Origin of the sequence: Phocaeicola coprophilus DSM 18228 = JCM 13818, assembly GCF_000157915.1 — a bacterium.
Taxonomy (GTDB): Bacteria; Bacteroidota; Bacteroidia; order Bacteroidales; family Bacteroidaceae; genus Phocaeicola; species Phocaeicola coprophilus.
Genome location: NZ_EQ973650.1, coordinates 176,467 through 198,099, shown reverse-complemented (window position 1 = coordinate 198,099; position 21,633 = coordinate 176,467). Strand labels below are relative to the sequence as shown.

General features: G+C 41.8%; 23 protein-coding genes. 5 read left to right on the top strand and 18 right to left on the bottom strand.

From position 1 onward, the window contains the following. Positions 1–725: 725 nt before the first annotated feature. From pncB to rpsF, 4 genes are all read right to left on the bottom strand, one after another. Entirely contained in the window at positions 726–1,901 is a 1,176-nt protein-coding gene (gene pncB, locus BACCOPRO_RS15245) for a nicotinate phosphoribosyltransferase (protein ID WP_008145012.1), read from the bottom strand. A gap of 244 nt (positions 1,902–2,145) precedes the next feature. Then, the gene (gene rplI / locus BACCOPRO_RS15240) at positions 2,146–2,595 is read right to left on the bottom strand and encodes a 50S ribosomal protein L9 (protein ID WP_008145006.1); all 450 of its coding nucleotides are present in this window, start codon (positions 2,593–2,595) and stop codon (positions 2,146–2,148) included. Positions 2,596–2,614: 19 nt separating this feature from the next. Next, the gene (rpsR, locus tag BACCOPRO_RS15235) at positions 2,615–2,884 is read right to left on the bottom strand and encodes a 30S ribosomal protein S18 (RefSeq protein WP_005841178.1); all 270 of its coding nucleotides are present in this window, start codon (positions 2,882–2,884) and stop codon (positions 2,615–2,617) included. A gap of 2 nt (positions 2,885–2,886) precedes the next feature. Then, positions 2,887–3,234 (bottom strand): 30S ribosomal protein S6, encoded by a 348-nt coding sequence (gene rpsF / locus BACCOPRO_RS15230; protein WP_008145004.1) that lies wholly within the window; start codon positions 3,232–3,234, stop codon positions 2,887–2,889. 384 nt (positions 3,235–3,618) lie between these two features. On the opposite strand from rpsF, the gene BACCOPRO_RS15225 reads away from it, so the two are divergent. Together BACCOPRO_RS15225 and BACCOPRO_RS18115 are read left to right on the top strand one after the other, a co-directional pair. After that, positions 3,619–4,065: a MarR family winged helix-turn-helix transcriptional regulator gene (locus BACCOPRO_RS15225; RefSeq protein ID WP_008145002.1), complete on the top strand. Its 447-nt coding sequence runs from the start codon at positions 3,619–3,621 to the stop codon at positions 4,063–4,065. Positions 4,066–4,223: 158 nt separating this feature from the next. Next, positions 4,224–4,373 carry a hypothetical protein gene (locus tag BACCOPRO_RS18115; RefSeq protein ID WP_162231586.1) on the top strand — a complete coding sequence of 50 codons (150 nt, stop codon included), beginning with the start codon at positions 4,224–4,226 and terminating at the stop codon, positions 4,371–4,373. Positions 4,374–4,450: 77 nt separating this feature from the next. On the opposite strand, the gene rprY is transcribed toward BACCOPRO_RS18115, so the two are convergent. The 3 genes from rprY to fusA2 form a co-directional block, all read right to left on the bottom strand. Continuing rightward, complete coding sequence (gene rprY / locus BACCOPRO_RS15220) at positions 4,451–5,149, bottom strand: response regulator transcription factor RprY (protein WP_008144999.1); 699 nt, start codon at positions 5,147–5,149, stop codon at positions 4,451–4,453. A 1-nt stretch (position 5,150) separates the two neighbouring features. Next, on the bottom strand, positions 5,151–6,707 hold the full coding sequence (locus tag BACCOPRO_RS15215) for a sensor histidine kinase (protein ID WP_008144998.1): 1,557 nt from the start codon (positions 6,705–6,707) through the stop codon (positions 5,151–5,153). 263 nt (positions 6,708–6,970) lie between these two features. Next, a complete protein-coding gene (gene fusA2, locus BACCOPRO_RS15210; protein WP_008144997.1) occupies positions 6,971–9,130 on the bottom strand; it encodes an elongation factor G2 in 2,160 nt (719 codons plus the stop codon). A gap of 247 nt (positions 9,131–9,377) precedes the next feature. On the opposite strand from fusA2, the gene hemW reads away from it, so the two are divergent. After that, a complete protein-coding gene (gene hemW, locus BACCOPRO_RS15205) occupies positions 9,378–10,508 on the top strand; it encodes a radical SAM family heme chaperone HemW (RefSeq protein ID WP_008144995.1) in 1,131 nt (376 codons plus the stop codon). An 11-nt stretch (positions 10,509–10,519) separates the two neighbouring features. Here hemW and BACCOPRO_RS15200 read toward each other — a convergent pair whose 3' ends face one another. The 3 genes from BACCOPRO_RS15200 to BACCOPRO_RS15190 form a co-directional block, all read right to left on the bottom strand. Further along, positions 10,520–11,563 carry a BF3164 family lipoprotein gene (locus BACCOPRO_RS15200; RefSeq protein ID WP_008144993.1) on the bottom strand — a complete coding sequence of 348 codons (1,044 nt, stop codon included), beginning with the start codon at positions 11,561–11,563 and terminating at the stop codon, positions 10,520–10,522. Positions 11,564–11,638: 75 nt separating this feature from the next. Beyond that, positions 11,639–11,911 (bottom strand): NVEALA domain-containing protein, encoded by a 273-nt coding sequence (locus BACCOPRO_RS15195; RefSeq protein ID WP_008144992.1) that lies wholly within the window; start codon positions 11,909–11,911, stop codon positions 11,639–11,641. 186 nt (positions 11,912–12,097) lie between these two features. Continuing rightward, positions 12,098–12,334, bottom strand: a complete 237-nt coding sequence (locus tag BACCOPRO_RS15190; protein WP_008144991.1) for an NVEALA domain-containing protein — start codon at positions 12,332–12,334, stop codon at positions 12,098–12,100. Positions 12,335–12,533: 199 nt separating this feature from the next. On the opposite strand from BACCOPRO_RS15190, the gene BACCOPRO_RS15185 reads away from it, so the two are divergent. Then, the gene (locus tag BACCOPRO_RS15185; RefSeq protein WP_008144989.1) at positions 12,534–13,541 is read left to right on the top strand and encodes a hypothetical protein; all 1,008 of its coding nucleotides are present in this window, start codon (positions 12,534–12,536) and stop codon (positions 13,539–13,541) included. A 107-nt stretch (positions 13,542–13,648) separates the two neighbouring features. Beyond that, a complete protein-coding gene (locus tag BACCOPRO_RS15180; protein WP_008144987.1) occupies positions 13,649–14,050 on the top strand; it encodes a hypothetical protein in 402 nt (133 codons plus the stop codon). A 114-nt stretch (positions 14,051–14,164) separates the two neighbouring features. On the opposite strand, the gene glmM is transcribed toward BACCOPRO_RS15180, so the two are convergent. The 8 genes from glmM to BACCOPRO_RS15140 all read right to left on the bottom strand — a co-directional run. After that, a complete protein-coding gene (glmM, locus tag BACCOPRO_RS15175) occupies positions 14,165–15,553 on the bottom strand; it encodes a phosphoglucosamine mutase (RefSeq protein ID WP_008144985.1) in 1,389 nt (462 codons plus the stop codon). Between the two features lie 11 nt (positions 15,554–15,564). Continuing rightward, on the bottom strand, positions 15,565–16,227 hold the full coding sequence (bamK, locus tag BACCOPRO_RS15170; protein ID WP_008144983.1) for a BamK family beta-barrel-assembly machinery protein: 663 nt from the start codon (positions 16,225–16,227) through the stop codon (positions 15,565–15,567). Between the two features lie 81 nt (positions 16,228–16,308). Continuing rightward, positions 16,309–17,346, bottom strand: coding sequence for a DHH family phosphoesterase (locus BACCOPRO_RS15165; RefSeq protein ID WP_008144982.1), 1,038 nt, complete (start codon positions 17,344–17,346; stop codon positions 16,309–16,311). A 270-nt stretch (positions 17,347–17,616) separates the two neighbouring features. Next, positions 17,617–18,198 (bottom strand): DUF4948 family protein, encoded by a 582-nt coding sequence (locus tag BACCOPRO_RS15160; protein ID WP_008144980.1) that lies wholly within the window; start codon positions 18,196–18,198, stop codon positions 17,617–17,619. A gap of 6 nt (positions 18,199–18,204) precedes the next feature. Continuing rightward, positions 18,205–18,945 carry a toxin-antitoxin system YwqK family antitoxin gene (locus tag BACCOPRO_RS15155; RefSeq protein ID WP_008144979.1) on the bottom strand — a complete coding sequence of 247 codons (741 nt, stop codon included), beginning with the start codon at positions 18,943–18,945 and terminating at the stop codon, positions 18,205–18,207. 105 nt (positions 18,946–19,050) lie between these two features. Then, a complete protein-coding gene (locus BACCOPRO_RS15150) occupies positions 19,051–19,509 on the bottom strand; it encodes a hypothetical protein (protein WP_008144976.1) in 459 nt (152 codons plus the stop codon). A gap of 45 nt (positions 19,510–19,554) precedes the next feature. After that, a complete protein-coding gene (locus BACCOPRO_RS15145; protein ID WP_008144975.1) occupies positions 19,555–20,292 on the bottom strand; it encodes a DUF1266 domain-containing protein in 738 nt (245 codons plus the stop codon). A 335-nt stretch (positions 20,293–20,627) separates the two neighbouring features. Beyond that, a partial coding sequence (locus BACCOPRO_RS15140) for a plasmid recombination protein (protein ID WP_040311581.1) occupies positions 20,628–21,633 on the bottom strand: 1,006 nt, incomplete at its 5' end.

Below are 21,633 nucleotides of genomic sequence, written 5' to 3'. Positions count from 1 at the left end.
CCTCAGTTACATGCACGACTCACTTCCCCACCGGTTTTTCCAGCAGATTAATCAGACCGCACAGCAAAATATGTAGAAACGTTGCATTCATAAAAGTCACTTTTTTCTTTAAGACGTTGCAAAGGTATGTATTATTTCCGAACATCAAAATAAAAATAAAACTTTTTTCATTCATTCCATAATAATTTGTCACCATCAACAAAGTTTATCAGAAAATTCATCATCCGATAAAATTGCCGTTTTATCAAAATGAAAGAAATACAGCCTCTATTCATTCAAATTAATACATTCAGGCGCTTTTTACTAACCAGGCCTTTATATATAATGGTGACTCCAGAGAAGAAATTAAACAAGAAAAGCCAAAATTGGCACAGAAATCAGGCAATTTGGGCCAAAAACAGGTCATCCGACCGAAATCGACTAATCAAATCAGGCAGAACGAGCCGACGTTTTTGCCCAAATATCGGCCCGATTCAGGCAAAACGGGCAGACGTTTCGGCTGAATCGTCTGCCCGTTGTCCTGATTTCTGCCGTCCGAAGGAAGAAAAACGTCTTTTTCTTACCGGAATGAAGACGACAGAAGTGTTAAAATGCGAGGTAATACACTAATATACAATTACATACTCTTCTTTTCGCTCCGTTCTTTTCTTTCGCCCAGAAGGCACTGCACAAAGAAAGGATTCTCAGAGGTCCAGATCGTCAAAGTGTCAAAAAGATCATATGAGTCAATTCTCTGAAGCAAGTCTCAGTTCATACAGACAGGCTTCCACTTCCGCATTGCTTCCCATGTGTTTTCCCATATCATCAGACAACTTGACGCATTCACGCCACTCCTGATTGACATTCATCTTGCAACGCGACAGCTTCATGACAATATTCGACGGCTGGTAACCGGTGTCGTTCGTCAGGTTCGTACCGATGCCGAACGAGCAGCGGATCTTTCCCTGACAATACTGGAATATCTTGAGGGCCTTCTCAAAATCAAGCGCATTGCTGAAGATAATGGTCTTCGTAGTCGGATCGATACCCAGCTCCTTGTAGCGGGCAATCAGGCGGTCAATAAACTCAAACTCATCGCCGGAGTCGCACCGTACACCGTCAAACAGCTTAGCCTGTTTCCGGCTGAAATTGGACAGAAACGAATCAGACGTATAAGTATCCGACAGCGCCGTACCCAGATCTCCGTCATAGACATTTACCCAGTTTTCAAGTGCCATATAATTGGCATGCTTGTATCCGAACTGGGCACCGTGGAACATGAACCATTCATGGGGATGTGTTCCCATAGGACGCATGTCGTACTTCATGGCCAGATAACAGTTAGACGTTCCCATGCAGAAGCGTGCATGTTCCTTCAGATAGCCTACCACCATATCCTGAACCTCGAAAGAGAAACGTCTCCGTGTTCCGAATTCAGAGAAAGGCATTCCGTTTTCGTTCGACAGATCAACCTTGCCTGCCAGCCGCTGAAGAATGGATTCTTTATCCGGGAAGCGGTTCAGGAACTGGTTCTTGATCTCGGAAACAATGGCCAGCAGGGGAACTTCGTACAAAGTCACCTTATACATATAATCAGTCACTTCCAGGTGCAAATGACGCTGTTCATCCAGATAGACATTGATGCGGGCCGGATCAAAACGGAAAGAAGAAAGCCATTCCCAGTAAACCGGCGGCAGAAAACGGCAGTGACGGCTCATGTAATCACGTTCTTCAGCAGTCAGGGCCACCACACTCAGGTTCTGAATCTCATTCTTCAGGGCCTGCAGGAATCCCTCCGTATACTCCGTATCGTCACGTTCCTTGAACGTAAAGGTTCCCATCGCATAAGGAAATAGCTTGATATAAGCATAGGATGTCGTAAACTTATATAAGTCTGTATCAAGAATTGTTTTTATAACCATAACCAAACTCCAATATTAGGCTATAAAGATAGTTTATTTCCGACAACTGAACAACAAAATCCCAAAATCATTCAGAATGATACGCTTATCCTTTTCGGAATCCTCTCCTTCTGCCTCCGCAGGTTTCCGGACAGGCGGCAGCGGAAAGGTCCGCATCCAAAAAGATCCGGGTTTGCGGAAAACAAAAAGAGGATGTGTTGAAACCAACACATCCTCGCTCTATTAAGTATCTACAGACAGCAAATTAAGCTTCTTCTGCAACAACTTCGAAAGGAATTTCTACAGAAACTTCCTTGTGAAGTTTGATGATAGCTTTGTACTGACCAACTTCTTTTACAGTGTCTTTAACAACGATGATCTTACGATCGATGTTGTGACCCAATTTAGCCAGTTCTTCTGCAATCTGAATGTTGTTAACTGAACCGTAGATAGCACCGGTAGCGCTAACTTTGGTAGCGATCTTCAAAGATACATTCTTCAAAGATTCAGCAACAGCTTCAGCATCTTTTTTAATCTTTTCCAGTTTGTGAGCACGCTGTTTCAGTTCTTCAGCCAGCATTTTCTTAGCAGCCGGAGAAGCAATAACTGCCTTGCCTGTCGGAATAAGATAGTTACGACCATAACCTGACTTAACGGTTACAATATCATTCTTGTAGCCCAAGTTAACTACGTCTTCTTTCAAAATCAGTTCCATATTCTTATTCCTCCTTTAATTATTTCATCATATCAGTTACGAAAGGCAGCAAAGCCAAGTGACGAGCTCTCTTAACGGCCTGCGCAATACGACGCTGGAACTTCAATGAAGTACCGGTAATACGGCGCGGAAGGATCTTACCCTGTTCGTTCAAGAATTTCTTCAAGAATTCAGGATCTTTGTAGTCGATATACTTAATACCACTCTTTTTGAAACGGCAGTATTTTTTCTTCTTAACGTCTACTGAAGGCGGAGTTAAATATCTGATTTCTGATTGTTGCTGTGCCATGATTAGTTTTCCTCCTTTTTAGTTGATTTTACATTTCTTCTCTTAGCAGCATATTCTGCAGCGAACTTATCCATCTTGAAAGTCAAGAAACGGATTACTCGTTCGTCACGACGGTAGTTAATTTCCAACTTCTCGATTACAGACGGTTCAGCTTTGAATTCAATCAGTTGATAGAAACCTGTAGATTTCTTCTGAATTGGGTAAGCCAGCTTCTTCAATCCCCAGTTTTCTTCATTGATGATCTCCGCACCTTCCTGAGTCAGGATAGCTTTGAACTTGTCTACCGCTTCCTTCATCTGAGCATCAGACAAAACGGGAGTTAAAATGAAAACGGTTTCGTATTGATTCATACTATTCGTTAATTAAATTATTAATAAAAAATTTTCAATTGCGGCGCAAAGGTACGACTTTTTCTCTAACATACAAACAATTAACTGCTTTTTATTATTTTTTTATTCATTCAGTTCCGCCACGGTTCCGTCAGACTGTCGGATAAACGGACCTTTCACGGCCTCTTCCTGCCCGGACAAAACCACAGGAAACAAACCTCACCGGACGTCCGCTATTTCCTGCCGGCAGGCGAAACTCCCGCACCCTTCCGCCTCCTTTTGCCCAATGTATTACAACCTTCTGCAAGGGGCCGTCCCTTCATAACTCTGTAAAAAAGCCTAAAAATTTGCATCAGGTTACACAATTCTGTCGTATCTTTGCATGGTTGTTTAAACAATAATTCCATGATCGAACAATTCAGTTTTGACATTCAACTTATATTCGCGATTCTGAACGGAAAAGTTTCCGCAGCCATTAATCGCAAGCTGAGCCGGAATTTCCGACAGAACGGTATGGAAATCACTCCGGAACAATGGACCGTCCTGCTCTTCCTCTGGGAAAAAGACGGGGTAACACAACAGGAACTCTGCAACGCCACCTTCAAGGACAAGCCCAGCATGACCCGATTGATTGACAATATGGAACGCCAGCATCTGGTTGTACGCATTTCGGACAAGAAAGACCGGCGTACCAACCTCATCCATCTGACAAAAACAGGAAAGGAACTGGAAGAGAAAGCACGCTTCATAGCCAACAAAACACTCAAGGAAGCCCTTCACGGATTAACACTGGAAGAGCTGAGAGTCAGCCAGGAGGTACTTCGCAAAATCTTCACGAATACGAAAAATTAAGCCGGCTGCCGAAAGGCAAAAAAGATATTTGGATATAATTCAGTTTTTTTTCTTGAAATAATTTTCTTGATAAAAGAATTATGCTTTAATTTGTAACCAAGAAAAATAAACCATAAAAATAGAAGACACACATGAAAAGCTTATTAAAAAATTTAGGAATGATATTGATTATCATTGGTGCAGTGGTTCTGATCGCTTGCTTTGCTACCGGCAACGTTAACAGCAACAACATCCTGGGAACTTCACTCGTTCTGATCATTGTCGGCCTGGTTGCTCATATCGTTCTGAACAAACGCATTGCTGAATAATCAGCTTTCAAGCAATAAAAAAGAAGCTGTCTCTTCAATCTCGGAGACAGCTTCTTTTTTTATTGCATATTGTCAGATCAATCATTTTCCGGAGTAATCAGTTTATATCCCTTTCCATGAATGTTGATAATCTCGATAGAATCATCTTCTTTCAGATGCTTACGCAGCTTCGTAATGTACACATCCATACTGCGGGCGTTGAAGTAATTGTCGTCAATCCAGATGGTCTTCAAGGCAAAGTCACGCTGCAGAATTTCATTGGCGTGCGCACAAAGCAATCCCAGCAACTCTGATTCCTTGGTTGTAAGTTTGGTCTGCTTGTCACCGATAGACAGAATCTGCTTCTGAGTATCGAAGGTAAAACGACCGATTTTATAGATGTTGCTTTCCTTGCTGCGCTTACCCCGTACACGGCGCAAAATAGCTTCAATACGGAAAGTCAGCTCTTCCATGCTGAAAGGTTTCGTTATATAATCATCGGCACCAATCTTGAATCCTTCCAGAATATCTTCTTTCAGAGTTTTTGCAGTCAGGAAGATAATAGGAATTTCAGCATTTGCCTGTCTGATTTCCTGGGCCAGTGCGAAACCGTCTTTCTTAGGCATCATCACATCCAGTACACACATATCATACTTATTCTTCAAAAAAGCCTTGTAACCGGCCTCACCATCAGGACAAAGTTCAGCTGAATAGCCCTTTGCCTGCAAATATTCTCTCAATAGCATGCCAAGGTTCTCATCATCCTCGCACAGCAAAATACGTAATTTTTCGTCCATATTATTCGTCTTTAAATAAAGGTAATACAATTATAAATCGGGTTCCCACATTCAGTTCACTTTCTGCACGTATCGTACCCTTATGATCGGTAATAATTTTCTTCACGTAAGCCAGTCCAAGTCCGAATCCCTTCACGTCGTGCAGGTTTCCGGTATGAACACGGTAAAACTTGTCGAAAATCTTCTTCAGATTTTCCTTCTTGATACCAATGCCATTATCCTCAATGGAGATGTGAAGTTTGCCTGATTCGTTCCAGGTCCGTACCTTGAGTTTCAGATCGCCTTCCGGTTTCTTATACTTCACGGCATTATCCAGCAAATTGAATATGACATTCGTAAAGTGCATTTCATCTACATAAACAATCGGATCTTCCGCATTCAATTCCGCATCAAGTGTTCCGTTGTACTTCTCAACCTTCAGCCGGAAGGTATTGATCACACCGTTGATCAGTTCGTTGGCATCTACTTCCTTCATCTTCAGCGTAGCCTTCTGACGTTCGAACATAGACATCTGCAAGACCTTCTCAACCTGGAATCTCAGACGCTTCGTTTCATCGTTTATCACTCCTGAAATATGCTTGAACATGGCAGGCGACTTTCCAACAGCCGGATCGTTCAGCATCTGTGCAGCCAGTGATATCGTAGATATCGGTGTCTTAAACTCATGGGTCATGTTGTTGATAAAGTCATTCTTGATCTCGGTCAGCTTCTTCTGACGGAAGATGATATAGATCGTAAATATAAAGGTTACCAACAGAACCAGCGTAAAGATGATGGAAGGTATCATAAATCTGACCGAACTGAAAATGTAATTATCTAAAGTCGGAAAGAATATGTTGACAAATCCCATCTTGGCCGGAGGATCATTCTCAAACAACAAACGGGAATAAATCTTTTCGCTGTCATAAGCATAGTCCGAACAACGGTATACTTCCTTGCCGTCCCGATCGGTCACTGAGAAATGATAAGGAATATCAATGCCATTATTCAGCAGTTCCGCTTTCAGGAAATGATCCAGTTGCTTAAAGTTGATACGTTCTTTCAACGGTTTGTCGCTGGACGTACGAAGAATGTTATATACCACTTCATCCAGCATGGCACGTTGATAAATATAACGTTCCTTCAAGATTTCCTGCAAACGGCGTGAAGTCTGAGGAATGTTCTTTCCGGTAGAAATAATCACCTTGGGCACATTAGCCGGACGCTCCATGATAGTCTTCAGTTCAAAAGAAGAAATCTGGGTTCCGTCAGGAGCCGTTACAGAAAACTGGTGATGTTCCGTCAGACTGGTTCCACCTCCATTCATCTGCTGTTGCTTCAATTGCTCGGAAAGACGAGCCGCACGTTCAGTTGCCGCCACATCCTTTTCCAGATATTTCTTGGTTTCCACCAATTCCAAATTGCGTGCAGCCTGTACCAGGCTACGGTTGACATTTTCTTCAAACTGTCCCCGTCGCATCTTGACCATCTCTTCAATATAGCTCACCTGCAGATAAAGCAGACTTAAAAAAGAGAGAGCCATTACAACACCTAATATCCAAATAGTTGACTTTTTCATGAAGGCAAAATTAATAGCCTAATGCATTCATACAACTGCACTTAACATGTTTTAAACCGGCATTCCTTTATATTAACAGAAACCTTCTTTTAACATCACAAAACAAATATCAAATGCCTTGCAGAGCACATCCTCATTGCAAAAATAATCAAATTTTAATCTAATAACAAATAAAAAGGATCAATTGTTTAAGTTTAGTTAAATAAAAAAGACCGTACTTTTAAGAAATACGGCCTTTTTATCTATAAAAACAACAACTATTATTATGCGTCTTCTTTTTCCTGTTCTTCGAACTCCTTCATCAGTTTGTTCTGAACATCGGTCGGAACCAGTTCATAGCTTGCAAACTTCATAATGAAGGAAGCACGACCTCCGGTCAAAGAACTCAATGCAGTGGAGTAATTGGACATTTCTTTCAAAGGTACTTTAGCAGCCAGTTTCTCATATCCCTTTTCACTGCTCATACCCATAATCATGCCTCTGCGGCCTTGCATATCGCTCATTACATCACCCAGCTTATCACTCGGAACGAATACTTCCACGTCATAGATCGGTTCCAGAATCTTCGGACCGGCATTGCGGAATGCTTCACTGAAGGCATTACGTCCAGCCAGCATAAAGGAGATTTCATTGGAGTCTACCGGATGCATCTTTCCGTCATATACGATCACACGCACATCGCGGGCATACGAACCGGTCAGCGGTCCCTGCTCCATACGGCTCATGATACCTTTCAAGATAGCCGGCATGAAACGGGCATCAATAGCACCACCGACAACACTGTTAACAAATACCAATTTTCCGCCCCATTCCAGATCAATGGTTTCAGTTCCCTTCACATTCATCTTATATTCCTGGCCATTGAAACGATAAACATCCGGAGCCGGCATACCTTCATAATAAGGTTCTACAATCAGGTGAACTTCACCAAACTGTCCGGCACCACCAGACTGTTTCTTATGACGGTAATCGGCACGTGCTGCCTTGGTGATGGTTTCACGATAAGGAATCTTCGGTTCGTCAAACTGAATCTGCAGCTTTTCGTTATTTTCCATACGCCATTTCAATGTACGCAAATGGAATTCTCCCTGACCATGAACAAGAATCTGTTTCAATTCCTTGGACTGTTCAACAACCCAAGTCGGATCTTCCTCACGCATACGATTCAGAATAGCCATCATCTTTTCTGTATCGGCTTCATTGACCGGACGGATTGCACGGGTATATTTCGGATTCGGATATTTAATGAAGTTGAAACGGTTTTCACAATCCTTGCCATTCAGTGTGTTACCTGTTTTCACATCTTTCAGCTTCACGGTACAGCCAATATCACCGGCACGCAGTTCATCAACCTTCTCACGGTTAGCTCCTGCACAAACGAACAGCTGAGCCATACGTTCCTTAGAACCTCTGTCAGCATTATTCAGGTCATCACCTTCCCGAACGACACCGCTCATCACCTTGAAGTATTGTACATCACCAATGTGGGGTTCAACAGCTGTCTTGAAGAAATAAAGTGAAGTCGGAGCATTGGCTTCAGGAGGTACAGGAACACCACGAGTATTGTGCACTACCGGCATTTCATCAACAAAAGGAACAACATTTCCCAGGAATTCCATCAGACGGCGAACACCCATGTCCTTTCCGGCACATACACAAAATACAGGGAACATACCTCTGGCAGCCAATCCCTTGCGAATACCTTCACGCATTTCATCTTCTGTCAGAGATTCAGATTCAAAGAATTTCTCCATCAGTGATTCATCGTGTTCAGCTGCAGCTTCCACCAAAGTCTTGTGCCAAGCCTGTGCTTTTTCCATTTCTTCAGCAGGAATATCTTCTATCGTAGGAGCACCACCTTCAGGGCCCCATGAATATTTCTTCATCAAAAGTACGTCGATCAACGAATTGAAGTCCGGACCGGTAGCCAACGGATACTGAACCGGAACAACCTTAGAACCGTAATTTTCTTTCAACTGTTCAAGTACATGATCGAAATCACACTTCTCACTATCCAACTGGTTTACCAGGAAAATTACCGGTTTACCCAGCTTTTCGGTATAACGAAAGTGATTCTGTGTTCCTACTTCCGGACCATACTGTCCATTCAAAAGCAGGATAGCTGTATCTGTTACATTCAGTGCAGTAATAGCAGCTCCCACAAAATCGTCACTACCCGGACAATCAATAATATTCAGTTTTTTGCCATTCCATTCTACATGATACACAGTAGAGAATACCGAGTAACCATACTCCTGCTCTACCGGGAAATAATCGCTGACTGTATTTTTGGCAGTGATTCTGCCGCGACGTTTTATGATACCACTCTCATAGAGCAGCGCTTCTGTGAGGGTGGTTTTACCTGAGCCATCATTGCCAAGGAGGGCAATGTTCTTAATTTCGTTGGTCTGATATACTTTCATGGTATTTCAAGATTTAATTTATAAACGAAAGGATATGCTTTTCATATCTCTTTTAAACGAGGCGCAAATTAGAAATTAATGTTTAGAAATGCAATAAATGCTTCCGTGTTACTAAACTATGTTCTTAGGCACAAACACAAACAAATCGCATCAAACCATACCATATAACAGGAAGAAACAACCTCCCCACCGTTGCGTGCCCGCCGAAATAACCTTACCTTTGCACCGGAACAACACTATATATTTTATGGCTGGTATCTATCTTCATATTCCATTCTGCAAACGCCGCTGCATTTATTGCGATTTCTTCTCGACCACACAGGCCGACAAACGCCGGGAATACATACAGGCTTTATGCCGGGAACTGGAGATGCGCAAAGATTATCTTCAGGGAGAAGACATAGAAACCATCTATCTGGGAGGAGGTACTCCCTCACAACTGGAAAAGGAAGATTTCGAACAACTGTTTGAAACGATCTTCCGCATATATCCGGTCAACGACCAGGCTGAAATCACACTGGAGGCCAATCCGGACGATCTGACACCGGAATATCTTAAAATGCTCAGCCAACAACCGTTCAACCGCCTCAGCATGGGGATACAGACATTCAATGAACATACACTGAAACTGCTTCATCGCCGCCATACTGCCCAACAGGCCATAGAGGCTTTTTACCAAAGCCGCGAGGCAGGCTTCCGGAACATCAGCATCGACCTGATGTACGGTCTGCCCGGTGAGACTGCCGAAGGCTGGGAATATGATCTTCAGCAGGCACTCCAGTTACAGCCTGAACACATCTCAGCCTATCATCTGATTTACGAAGAGAATACTGCGTTGTGGACACTCCGGGAACAGCATCGTGTGGAAGAAGCCGATGAAGACCTGAGTGTCACGTTATTCAAGCAACTCATTCATCGGCTGAAGGAGCATGGATACCAGCACTATGAAATATCCAATTTCTCGCTTCCGGGCTTTCATTCCCGTCATAATTCCAGCTACTGGACCGGCAAGAAATACCTGGGATGCGGACCTTCTGCTCATTCATACAATGGTACCTCCCGCCAATGGAACATTGCTTCACTGGATAAATACATAGCAGGTATAAACAATCATGCTCCTATTTATGAGATAGAGAACCTTGACCTGTACACCCGTTATAACGACTTTGTCATTACGACCATCCGTACTTCTGCAGGAATGTCACTTACTCTGCTGAAAAATACTTTTGGTGATACTTTGTATAACTACTGCCTGCGCATGGCTCGTCCTCATTTAAACCAAGGCACACTGGAGATAACCAATAACACACTCAAACTGACGGAAGCAGGCATCTTTATCTCCGATGGCATTATGAGTGACATGCTTTGGGTGGACTGATATGATATTGTTTATAAATTCCCGAAAAACAATTTCATCTCATCATTCACATAGCCTACAAAGAAAATAGTTCCTGTTGCTTCATCCACAGCCAAACTTCGAAGTCCCATATCAAACTTATATTGGTGCAATAAATTGCCATCCCAATTATACTTTAAAATATATCTTCCAAGTTCCGGATTATCAACTGCAGTTTCACCATTATATATTACATATACATTTTTATTTGTAACGTATACATCTTCAAAACCATATACCCATCCTTCATGCTCACGAGTGATCTGTTCTTTCTTTTTAGGCCTTTCTAACTGAACAGATTTTACAGGTACCGAGTCAGGTAAAGCAGACAAATCAAGAAACTCTAGTAAAGCACCTTTGTACGATGCAAAAACTGCTTTTTGTTTATCTGGGGACCGCCTAAATAAAGCAGTATTAAATAATATTGTCTGCATATCTTCCTCTGGTTTAACCAGCAAATCAGGAAGAATTTCAGGATAATTACCTATTGCAGTCTTTACATTACCCAGTGTATCCAATACCAGAAAACGATTATCCACAAACCGTCCATTCACTCCTGTTGCCAAATAATAGTTGCCGCAATTCACCAACTCACGGATATTCTCTTCATTTGTTTTTGCTGTTAACATAGAAGAAAAAGAAAAATAGCCTTCCTTATATTTAAAAGATATATTTTTCTTCCGAGAGCTATCGAACATATCCAAAATACAGTCATTGCTTAACTGAGAGTTAAAATTTGAAGAAACATACTCTTCCGGACCTTCACCCGACTGGAGAAATTCCTGAACCAGTTCTCCATCTTTTGTTATCACATGGAACAGTTTCCGATACCCCTTTTCATCTTTTATCACCAGCTTTCCATCAATAAGGAATATCCCAGTAGGATATGAAAGCAAGTAATCCTTCACAACTATTTCCTGATAAACTATTTTTTCACAAGAACTTAAGTCCAAAGATCTAACAGGGATATAGTCTCCAGTCTCTGTATGACAAGAACTAATAATCACCAAAAGAAAAACAAATAGAAACGTTTTCATAAAAACCACATTAAAATCAAGTTGAATGCGATCTATAATACATTCAACTTGATAAAACCCTTTTATATAATTTGTTTATTGATAACAAGTTAATGTCGCACTCTTTCCATTACCATACACAGTTAACGTAACATTACATTTATTACAAGTGGCTGAGCATGCTTTTATACCAGCTCCCCCACAATCTAACGTATGCCTAGTACCTCCTTCACTATTAGCTAACGCCTCTATATTCTCCTTTGCCAGATCTGATAAATTAATATTCTTTTGTGATCTGTACACATTATACCCCGCAGCAATAATAAATAACGAGATCAATGCCATATTAACCATACCCTTCAGTTTCATTATTCTATTTATTTTAATTAATTAAACTTTAAAATATTTCCTGCACAGAAGTTACAAACATCACTTCCTTCTTTTTAATCCTTATATTTGCATTGGCTCATCCTCCATACTTTAAAAAGTGAGAGATACAATATAATAATAAATGTCTAACACTACCCAATTAACAATATTTCACTTATCCTAATGTTAGTCTAGACTAAAGATATCTATACGTAATTTTGCTTTTATTCCAAAACAATCTATATCACCATAACCATAACATGCATGATTAGTTGTATCCTCATTATCAGCTAAAGCTTCTATATTTTTCATAACCAATACAGTCGAAGTCTTATCCGTATCAGATTCCCTACAGATATATCCTCCATAACAAAAAATACAAACTACAAAAAGTAATACTTTCACTTTCTTATTAAACTTCATATCATTAAATATTATTATATTTGCTACACTTGCTTATAATACTTTAATCATGAGAACCACACATAGCAAATGTAGAGAGAAGGATACAGAATACAAAATAAAAATTCTAAGAGATTTCTTAGAAATCAATATCCTTTAATAGTCAAGAATTTACATTCAACTTTCTTAGAAATTTCTTAAAAAAGATAATAGACGAATTATGAAAAACATAAAATATCAATCCAGCATACTGGCAGGTATATATTACTTACTCACAATAATCTTAATTATATTGGAATATACTTTCATTTCCATACAGAAAAATGAGATTGTACAACAGTGCCAAGGTTCTTTTCAAGAAGCCCTTAAGAAAGAAAAAGAAACTTTTATCATAAGAAAAAAATTCTTTTACGACGTACAAAAGTCCTCTGACAATATTTCTGCGGACGAAAAGAGCAACTGGTGTGATCAATTCTTTTTATTATCAGAAGACCCTAACAGGCATAGGCTAGACAGTATTTTCCGACAAAAACTTGTAGAAAACAATCTGCCTATAACCGGTTTTATAACCTGTACTATAGGAGAAACTTACACAATTCCAACTCATACAGAACTGATAAAAAAAGAAGTTTATCGAAAAAACAAAGACAAGAATCAAGATATCATACTGAAGGTTTACATAGACTTACCTATGATAATGCTCATCAACCGTCCCTATACTTATATTCTCCTTGCTGTATGGCTAATATGTACAACAGGAGTTGCCATCTATTTTAGGAGAGTTAAATCATACCAACGAAATATCATCTTACGTACACACATTCAGACTCTTTCCGACAATCCACATAATAACACACTCCAACCTACCGGAAAAGAAATAAGCAAAGGATACTATTGGGACATACAACATGTCTGTTTACAACACGAAGGCAAAAAGATAAAACTGAAAGGATTAAACTTAAAATATTTTCAAGCTTTTATTAATGATCAGGATTTTTTATTGCTTTATAAACAACTGGCAGCCTTTCATCACCTCAATGAAAAAACGGAACTGCATATTGTAAAATCCCGGGCATATCAGGTAATCAGCCAACTGAAAGTCACACTCAAAGAGGTAGATATTGACATTATATCTATACGGGACATTGGCTACCAACTTTTGTTCAATGCAAATCAGACTAAAAATAATACCTCATCCCTTCCCAAAGAAACAAAACTAAAGGCATAACAGGAAAAAAAGAACATGTCGTTTTTTTAGTTTATTCACACTTTACCCATAGGGGAAAACCTCCGATCTTGAGTTTTAATGGCAGAAACCATAAAAAAAACAAGATTATGAAACAAAGCAAAAAACTGATGGCACTTCCCCTCTTCTATGCATTGATGCTGACTGCATGCAATAACAACAACAGCATTCCAAGCAGCTATATCGGATTCAAGAATACGCAACAAACCATTACTTACGATCCGGCACAGGACATTCAGACTTTCTCCGTCACCATCATTTCAGGAGAGAAAATGACTGAAGACACCCGACTTTCCATCAGATGCTCCGGACAAAGCTTTGCACATCCTGAAGACAAGAATCCCATCTTTCCGAAAGGGAAAAAAGAAATGAACTTCAACATCAAGCTAAACCCTAAAAAGATAAATGTACCGTTTCTGCATATCAGCTGTACACCTCAGGTTAAAGATTCACAAACGACCAAAATGACTGTGGCATTAAAAAAGAAATAATGCAAATGAAACACGACAATCCAACCCTATAAAAAAGAAGAAAGACGCGTCAGGAAGCTTTCAAAAGTTCTCTACGCGTCTTTCCCAGTACAGCCTCAACAGGCAAAATCCAATTTATTTAGCCAGGCTGTATACAATATCCATAATCTGCTTACCCAGTTCATCAGCAGCCTCCATGGTTGAAGCTTCTGAATAAACACGGATAATCGGTTCTGTATTACTCTTACGCAGATGTACCCATTTGTCGGGGAAATCAATTTTTACACCATCAATGTCATTGATTTCTTCGTTCTTATACAGTTCTTTCACCTTGGCAAGGATAGCATCTACATCAGTTTCCGGAGTCAGGTCAATGCGGTTCTTCGCAATGAAATAGTTCGGATAAGAAGCACGGAGTTCCGTAACTTTCTTGCCTTCGTGTGCCAGATGACTCAGGAACAAAGCAATACCTACCAGAGCATCACGGCCATAGTGAGAAGCAGGATAGATTACCCCACCATTACCTTCACCACCGATTACTGCATGAGTAGCCTTCATCTTGGCAACCACATTCACTTCACCTACGGCAGAAGCATTGTATTCCATACCATACTTGCGGGTTACATCACGCAATGCACGGGTTGAACTCAAGTTAGAAACGGTATTACCCGGAGTGTGTTTCAATACATAATCAGCTACTGTAACCAGTGTATATTCTTCACCGTACATGGTTCCGTCTTCGCAGATCATTGCCAGACGGTCTACATCCGGATCGACAACAAAAGCAACATCAGCCTTTCCGCTCTTCATCAGGTTCATGATATCGCCCAGATTCTTTTCAAGCGGTTCCGGATTATGCTGGAAGTTTCCTGTAGGCTCGCAATACAGTTTTTCTACATGTTTCACGCCCAGCTGTTCCAACAACTGCGGAAGAACGATACCTCCAACAGAGTTTACACAGTCAATAGCCACATGGAAATCTGCCTTGCGGATTGCTTCTACGTCTACCAGATCCAATGCCAGCACGCTGTCAATGTGCTTCTGGTTATAAGAATTATCTTCCGTATACTTGCCCAGATGATCTACATCAGCAAACTCAAAAGCTTCAGCTTCTGCGATACGGAGAACTTCATTTCCTTCTTCCTTATTCAGGAATTCCCCATGTTCATTCAGCAATTTCAATGCATTCCACTGCTTTGGATTATGGCTTGCAGTCAAGATAATACCACCACAAGCACCTTCCATAGTAACAGCCAGTTCTGTGGTAGGAGTAGAAGCCAGACCGATGTTTACCACATCAAATCCCATCCCCATCAATGTTCCACATACCACATTTTTCACCATTTCGCCAGAGATACGGGCATCACGTCCGACAACGATTTTGTTACTCTTTACCGAGGTTGTCTTACGAATCAGCGTAGCGTAAGCCGAAGTAAACTTTACAATATCCAGCGGATTCAGCCCTTCGCCGGCATGGCCTCCGATAGTTCCACGAATACCGGAAATAGATTTAATTAAAGTCATAATATAAAATATTAGCGTCCAAGGTTATATGTTATTTCGTAGTAACAAGGGTAAACATAGCGTGAAGCCGTTACGGTTCCTGCACTATGAGGCACCAGCAGGCGTACACGTGCTACGTCTTCCGATGAATTGGTACGAGAAGGTTTCAGATACTGCAAGGGTAACAACCAGCCTGTCGGTACAGAAGTCTGCTCGTAAGTATCATACATCTGAGAAACACCTGAGAAGGTTCCAGAATAAGAAGTTCCGCTGACTGTCAGCTTGAATTCTTCAGGATATCCCCAATAAGTCGGGTTATTGATATGCATATTTGCCGTCAGCGTATCACCGGCTTCCATCTGAATATCATCATTACGTGTCTGCAATGCCATTTCCACGAAGCGGGATTCTATATAATAAGTTCCGTCCGTCAATGGGGAACCGACTCCGCGCTGCATTACATTCATGTAAACTCCGCTCTCCTTGAAAAGCACATATTCATTATCTGCCAGCGTCATGGTATCCTGTGAGAAGAACGTATTCTCGTCGATTACCTTGATGTCATTCTCCAAAAGATACTTGTTGATGGCATCAGCTTCCTCTTCTTTCTTTTCTGCATACGTCTTATCATTATTACAGCTCTGCATACCCAACGCTGCAAGGGCAAGCATAAAAAACAGGTGTATTCTTTTCATTTTCTTACTTATTAACGACGGCAAAAATAATAAATTGCTTTTTATCCGCACGTTTTTTTTATCCTATTATTTTTTTAATAACTAATTTTTCAATAATAAATCTTCATACTTCACCAGTGCCCGTTTAAAGAGTTCTACGGCTTCCTCCATGGTTCCGTAAAACTCTCCGCCTGAAGCATTCAGATGACCACCTCCGTTGAAGAACTCAGCAGCTACCTTATTACAGGGGAAATGTCCCACAGAGCGCAAAGAAACCTTGATCATATTCTTGTCGCTGTCCTCACGCAGAAAGACAGAGAAGCAGATGCCTTTCATCTGCAAAGGAATATTGACAAAGCCTTCCGTATCTCCTTTCACATATTGGAAGCGGCTTTGTTCTGCCTTGCTGAGAGTGATCAGGGCCGAACGGAACTGAGGATAAACCTGCATGCGGTCGTAAAGGACATAGCCCATCAGACGCAAACGGCCTTCTGAATAGGTATTAAACACCTTGCGATAGATTTCATCCTTATCAATTCCCTTGGACAAGAGTTCGCTGATGATAAAGTAAATTTCCCGGTTATTGGAGTTGTAGGTAAAACCTCCGGTATCAGTCATCATACCGGTATAGATGCACTCTGCTCCTTCATAAGTAATGTCTTCAAAACATCCTAACCGGCAGATCAAACGGAAAATAAGTTCTGATGTAGAGGAGATCTCCGGATGTGATATGGTGACACGTGCAAAAGGTTCAGGATTCAGATGATGGTCAATCATCACTTTGCGTCCCTGGGCAGCAGCCACCGGTGCAGCCAGTGCGTCAATACGTGAAAGCGCATTAAAGTCCAGACAGCAGATAACATCGGCCTCACTGATCAGTTTGTCTCCAAATTCAGCATACTTGTCATAACGGATGATATCTTTCGCACCGGGCATCCAACGCAGGAAATCCGGGAAAGCGTTCGGCACGATAACATTTACCGTCTTACCCTGCTGACACAGGAAATGATATAGTCCCAATGAAGAGCCGAGTGCATCTCCGTCCGGAGAAACGTGAGTCACTATCACGATTTTATCTGCACGTTCAAAATAGGTTTCTACCTTATCTATATTGGCTTGTAGAATTACTTTTGTCAACATATCTGTTTGTTCTCTCTGTTAATGCGTTTTTGAAAGGGCAAATGTACGAATTTATTTTAGATTTTTCTCGGTTTGACTTAACCGATTGAGAAATAAACTTTTAGCGAATTATTTGAGAAATAGAGGTAACGATTTAGCAACTGTGCGAATTTCAGCGTTTTACATTGCTATGCTGTCAAATAACTCTTTCATTTGCAAATATAACATCTTTTTCCGAAAGTACGAACTTTCGGTGACAATTTTATAAAATCGACTTGCGAAAAAAGAAAATTATCGTGAATGGTCTAACTCTATATACCAGCCTTCCTTGACGGGCTTGTATAGCGTAGTGTCATTGTATGTCCTGCGGTAAATTTTGTTCAGGTCGCCGTGTTCGGTGATACGGATGTCACGGCGGCTTCTCAATTCGAGATCGTAAACGAAACTCTTGGATGTTCCCGCATCCACGATGCCGTGGGAGTAGTACAGCATAAATAAGCTCACATATACCGAATCTGCCGTTTCCTGCTCCCTGCGGTCAACAAGGACAAGACCGCATCCAATCTCTGACAACAAGGAGTCGAGTTGTATTCGGTCAGATCTTGATAACCCGTGTACCGGCGTGTCCTGCACTTGGTTCGGTTGGTAGGATATTTGTCCTGCCGAATCAAGGATGAGAATATCGCAGGGAGAGAGCGGTGGATAGTGAAAGCTTCCCTCCGAACTCTCCGCCATGATTTTGCGTATCTTGTCGAATGCCGCCTCGTGCGTGGCGAAGTGGCGTATCATTTCCTCGTCCGTCGGCGGCATGGGTGGCTCGCAGCTTACGACCGATGCAAGCGTTAAAAGTAGTATTATGATAACTATCTTCATCTCTGTTTAAGCCCCACCTTCACCATGCCATGTGCAGGTTTGGGTATTGTTATCATAGTTATGTTCTATCCATTGCCCCGATTTCTCGCCGTCAGTGTATTGTCCCTCGATAGTTATATAGGGTTTGCCGTCCCGTGTCGATTCCACACGATAAGAGCCGTCAAGTTTTCCGTTACGGTAGTGGCGTATTATCCTGCTGCGAAGCGTGCTCGCATCCTCGAAGATTTCCCACTCCTCGCCATCTTTTTTCCCGTCGATATAATGAGATTCAAAAATCTGCTCTCCTGTCTTGCTGTCAAAGCGGCGCTCCCGCCCGCTCTCCACACTCTGCTTATATTCCTTTTCGGCTTCTATTTTGCCGTTACGAAAATAGGTCTTTACAGTTCCGTCTATCTTGCCTTGCTGCATGGGTGTTTCCTTTCGGGGAGTAACGCCGTCTTGGTAATACTCCGTGAATGTGCTGTTACGCTTGCCTTTGGCATATATACCCGATTCACGCAGCACCCCATCACGATAGCGGCGATAATCACCGTTTATCATGCCATCGGAAAATTTAACACACTCCTCGTCAAGTCCTCGTATAATGCGATATTTTCCCCGTAACGGCTGTTTTCTGCCTTTTTTATAATAGACCGTGCGCCGTGAGTTATCTGTTATAGTCTGCAAATCGCTCCATTCTACGATTTGTTGTGCGGAAACCGTGCCACACAATAGTAAAAAGATGTATAGTGCCAATATTCTATTCATTGTATTTTTTGTTTTTCAAGGTTGCGGCTAACACGTGGCTCAATCACCACGAAAAGCGATTGAGCCACACGCCATTATCCGCATAAATCGAACTTGTTAGCCTCTTCACTTCTTCAACAAAGCGAAAAATTCCTCGTATCGCTCGAAAGATTCAAAGAATCCTGCATGCAATGTTATTTGTGTATCATCCGTCAAGAAGATTTCCAATTCTCCTTCTTCATCGTCATATTTAAGATGTTTTATATCCGATATTTTAAATATTTTGTCGGTTTTCTCCCCTTTCTTTATTATAGGATAGGTTACACTATCTGCATCGACAACGATTTTTCCTCCGTTCGCCGCCAAAGCACGGGCAAGATGAACCTTGTTCAATGTTATTACCAAGAGAACGAGTCCTCCGATTATAAAAACAATGGCAGTACTCGTAGGGCCAAGTATTCGGGTACTGCCTATTCTTATACCGAATGGATAAACGAGCGGCACGACAACCATACCGACTGATACAGCCAACATTGTAATGTTATCCTTGATAGGAGAGGCTGGAGCATAATTAAACGTTTTCATAATTCAAAAAAAATGTAGAGTTAATAAATATTTTTTAATAAAGTATCACCATTTTATATAAGTCCAAGGGCTTTTGGTATCTGTCAGTAAATCTTCTGCCAATCCAATCATGTTGGTAGTTCCCATCGACAAAGTACGACCAAGAACATAACTATAAGCATAGTCTTTCCAATTGGTATAAACTTCTTTGGTCATCTCGTAAGCGGCATTGATACACTGCATACATTCTTCTTTTACAATGTACTCTTGCTCAAGGCAAAGTCTGCTGATAAAGTTTAATCTTCCTGCATCCCACGCAAGTACTCCGAGTTTGCCCATTTCTTCTTTGGATACGACAATTCCAGCTTGTTCAATGTCCGGATATTTTTCCTCCATCGTTTCCAACTTTTCCAAACAGTCATTTCGGAAATCGGTGTGTTCTTTCAATTCTTCATTTTCATTAAGCCACTTCCTGCTTATATTACCCCCTCCTTGAAGAAAAGCCGTATAAGCATAGTGAAACATTGTTTGCGAGGGAGCTTGCGACAACCAATTCAAAGTTTCGATGGCACTATCCCTATCCGTTATACCAAAGTATTCACCTAAAATAACTTTACGAACAGAGGGAGTTACGCCAGTTTCGAATGTGTTCAATACACCTTGTTGTTGATATACATACAGATTGCCAAGACTTATCTTGCGTAAATCCGCTTCTGGCAAATGTGAATTTTCATCCACATTCAAACCATCCTGAAAGAAACTCTGCAATTTTGCAAGTCTTCCCCAAAGAGATGTCATGTCCATAGTACTATGTTTGTCTTTCCAGCTCCTTAAGACCTTTTATTATTAAACCACGAAGCGTGGAACTGCAATGCCACGTCTTTGTTGAAGGTCGTAGGAAAAACCTAATGAGCAGATGTAGTAATAGCAGCCCACGCTATAGCGTGAGAACCACTATGCCATCCTTGCTCATTTTGAAAATTTCCTACGTTTTCAACAACAAGATAAGCATAACGCTTCTTTCTTTTCTAATATGTCTTGGACGGAGTTTCCCTAATCCAACCACAAAGGTAGTGAAAAGTTGTGATAATCACTTATGTTGCAATAGATTTATTTGCTCGCTGTATAAAATTGGAGCTTTACAGTTTCATACCCCTGCTTTTCCTTTGCTGCTGTATAGGTTGCCGTATGTTCTGCCTTAACTTCTCGAACTGTTCCTTGAACCACTCGGCAATGGGCTTTCGGTCAATGGCAAGAACCAACCTCGTCCCGTCCGTGGGGTCTTTCAGCACTTGAAACCCAGCCTTTTCGGTCGTGAATTTCCGTCCGTGTTCCTCCGAGTAGAGTTCCCCCGCATACTCCAACGTCTTTCCCTTGACGAGCGTTGCGGTCTGCCTTTCATCGAATCCCACAAGGCGGCACAGGTTTTCGATACGGAGCATTTCACGCAGGTAGGGAAACCATGCCGCCGCCTTTGCGATTACCGTTTTCAGAAACGATATTTCCTGCTTGTGCCTTGTGTCCTTGTCCGCTATCTCCCTGCCGTGCTTTTGCTGCATTTCCCGTATCTCCCGGCTGTGGTCTGCCTGCATGGTCTGTATTCTGTCTTGCAGGGCTTCGATGGTTTCCTCGTGGTCGGCTACCTCCCTATGCAGGGCGGTGTTCTCCCTTTCCAACGTCTTGACCTTGTTACTGCCAAAAAGAGAACCGACACTCTCGGCAATGTTGGCGGCTGCAGCAGTTGCCGCCCCTTTCAGCTTCTCGGTCTGTATCTCTTTTTTCGCCTGCCTTAATTCCTCCTGCGCCGTTTCTTTCTGCTGCTGCAAATCCACCACCTCCGCTTTCAGACTGTCGGCGAGTTTCTGTATATCCCGATAATACTGCTGCGTGGACTTGTGGCGAGCTTTCGAGCCGTCTATGCCCCTTTGCAGCCCGTATTTCGCCATCGCTTCGGCATAGGTATCTTGGTAGGACTTCAATTTCAGCCGTGTCATAATATCGTCTGCGCACAGTCTCACGGTGTCGGTCGGCTTCTTGCGGTATCGCTTCTTCGTCTGCTCCTCCCGTTTCCTGCGCTTTCGCTCTCCCTTGACGATGGGGACGAGTGTGACGTGTATGTGCGGCGTTTCCTCGTCCCTGTGCAAG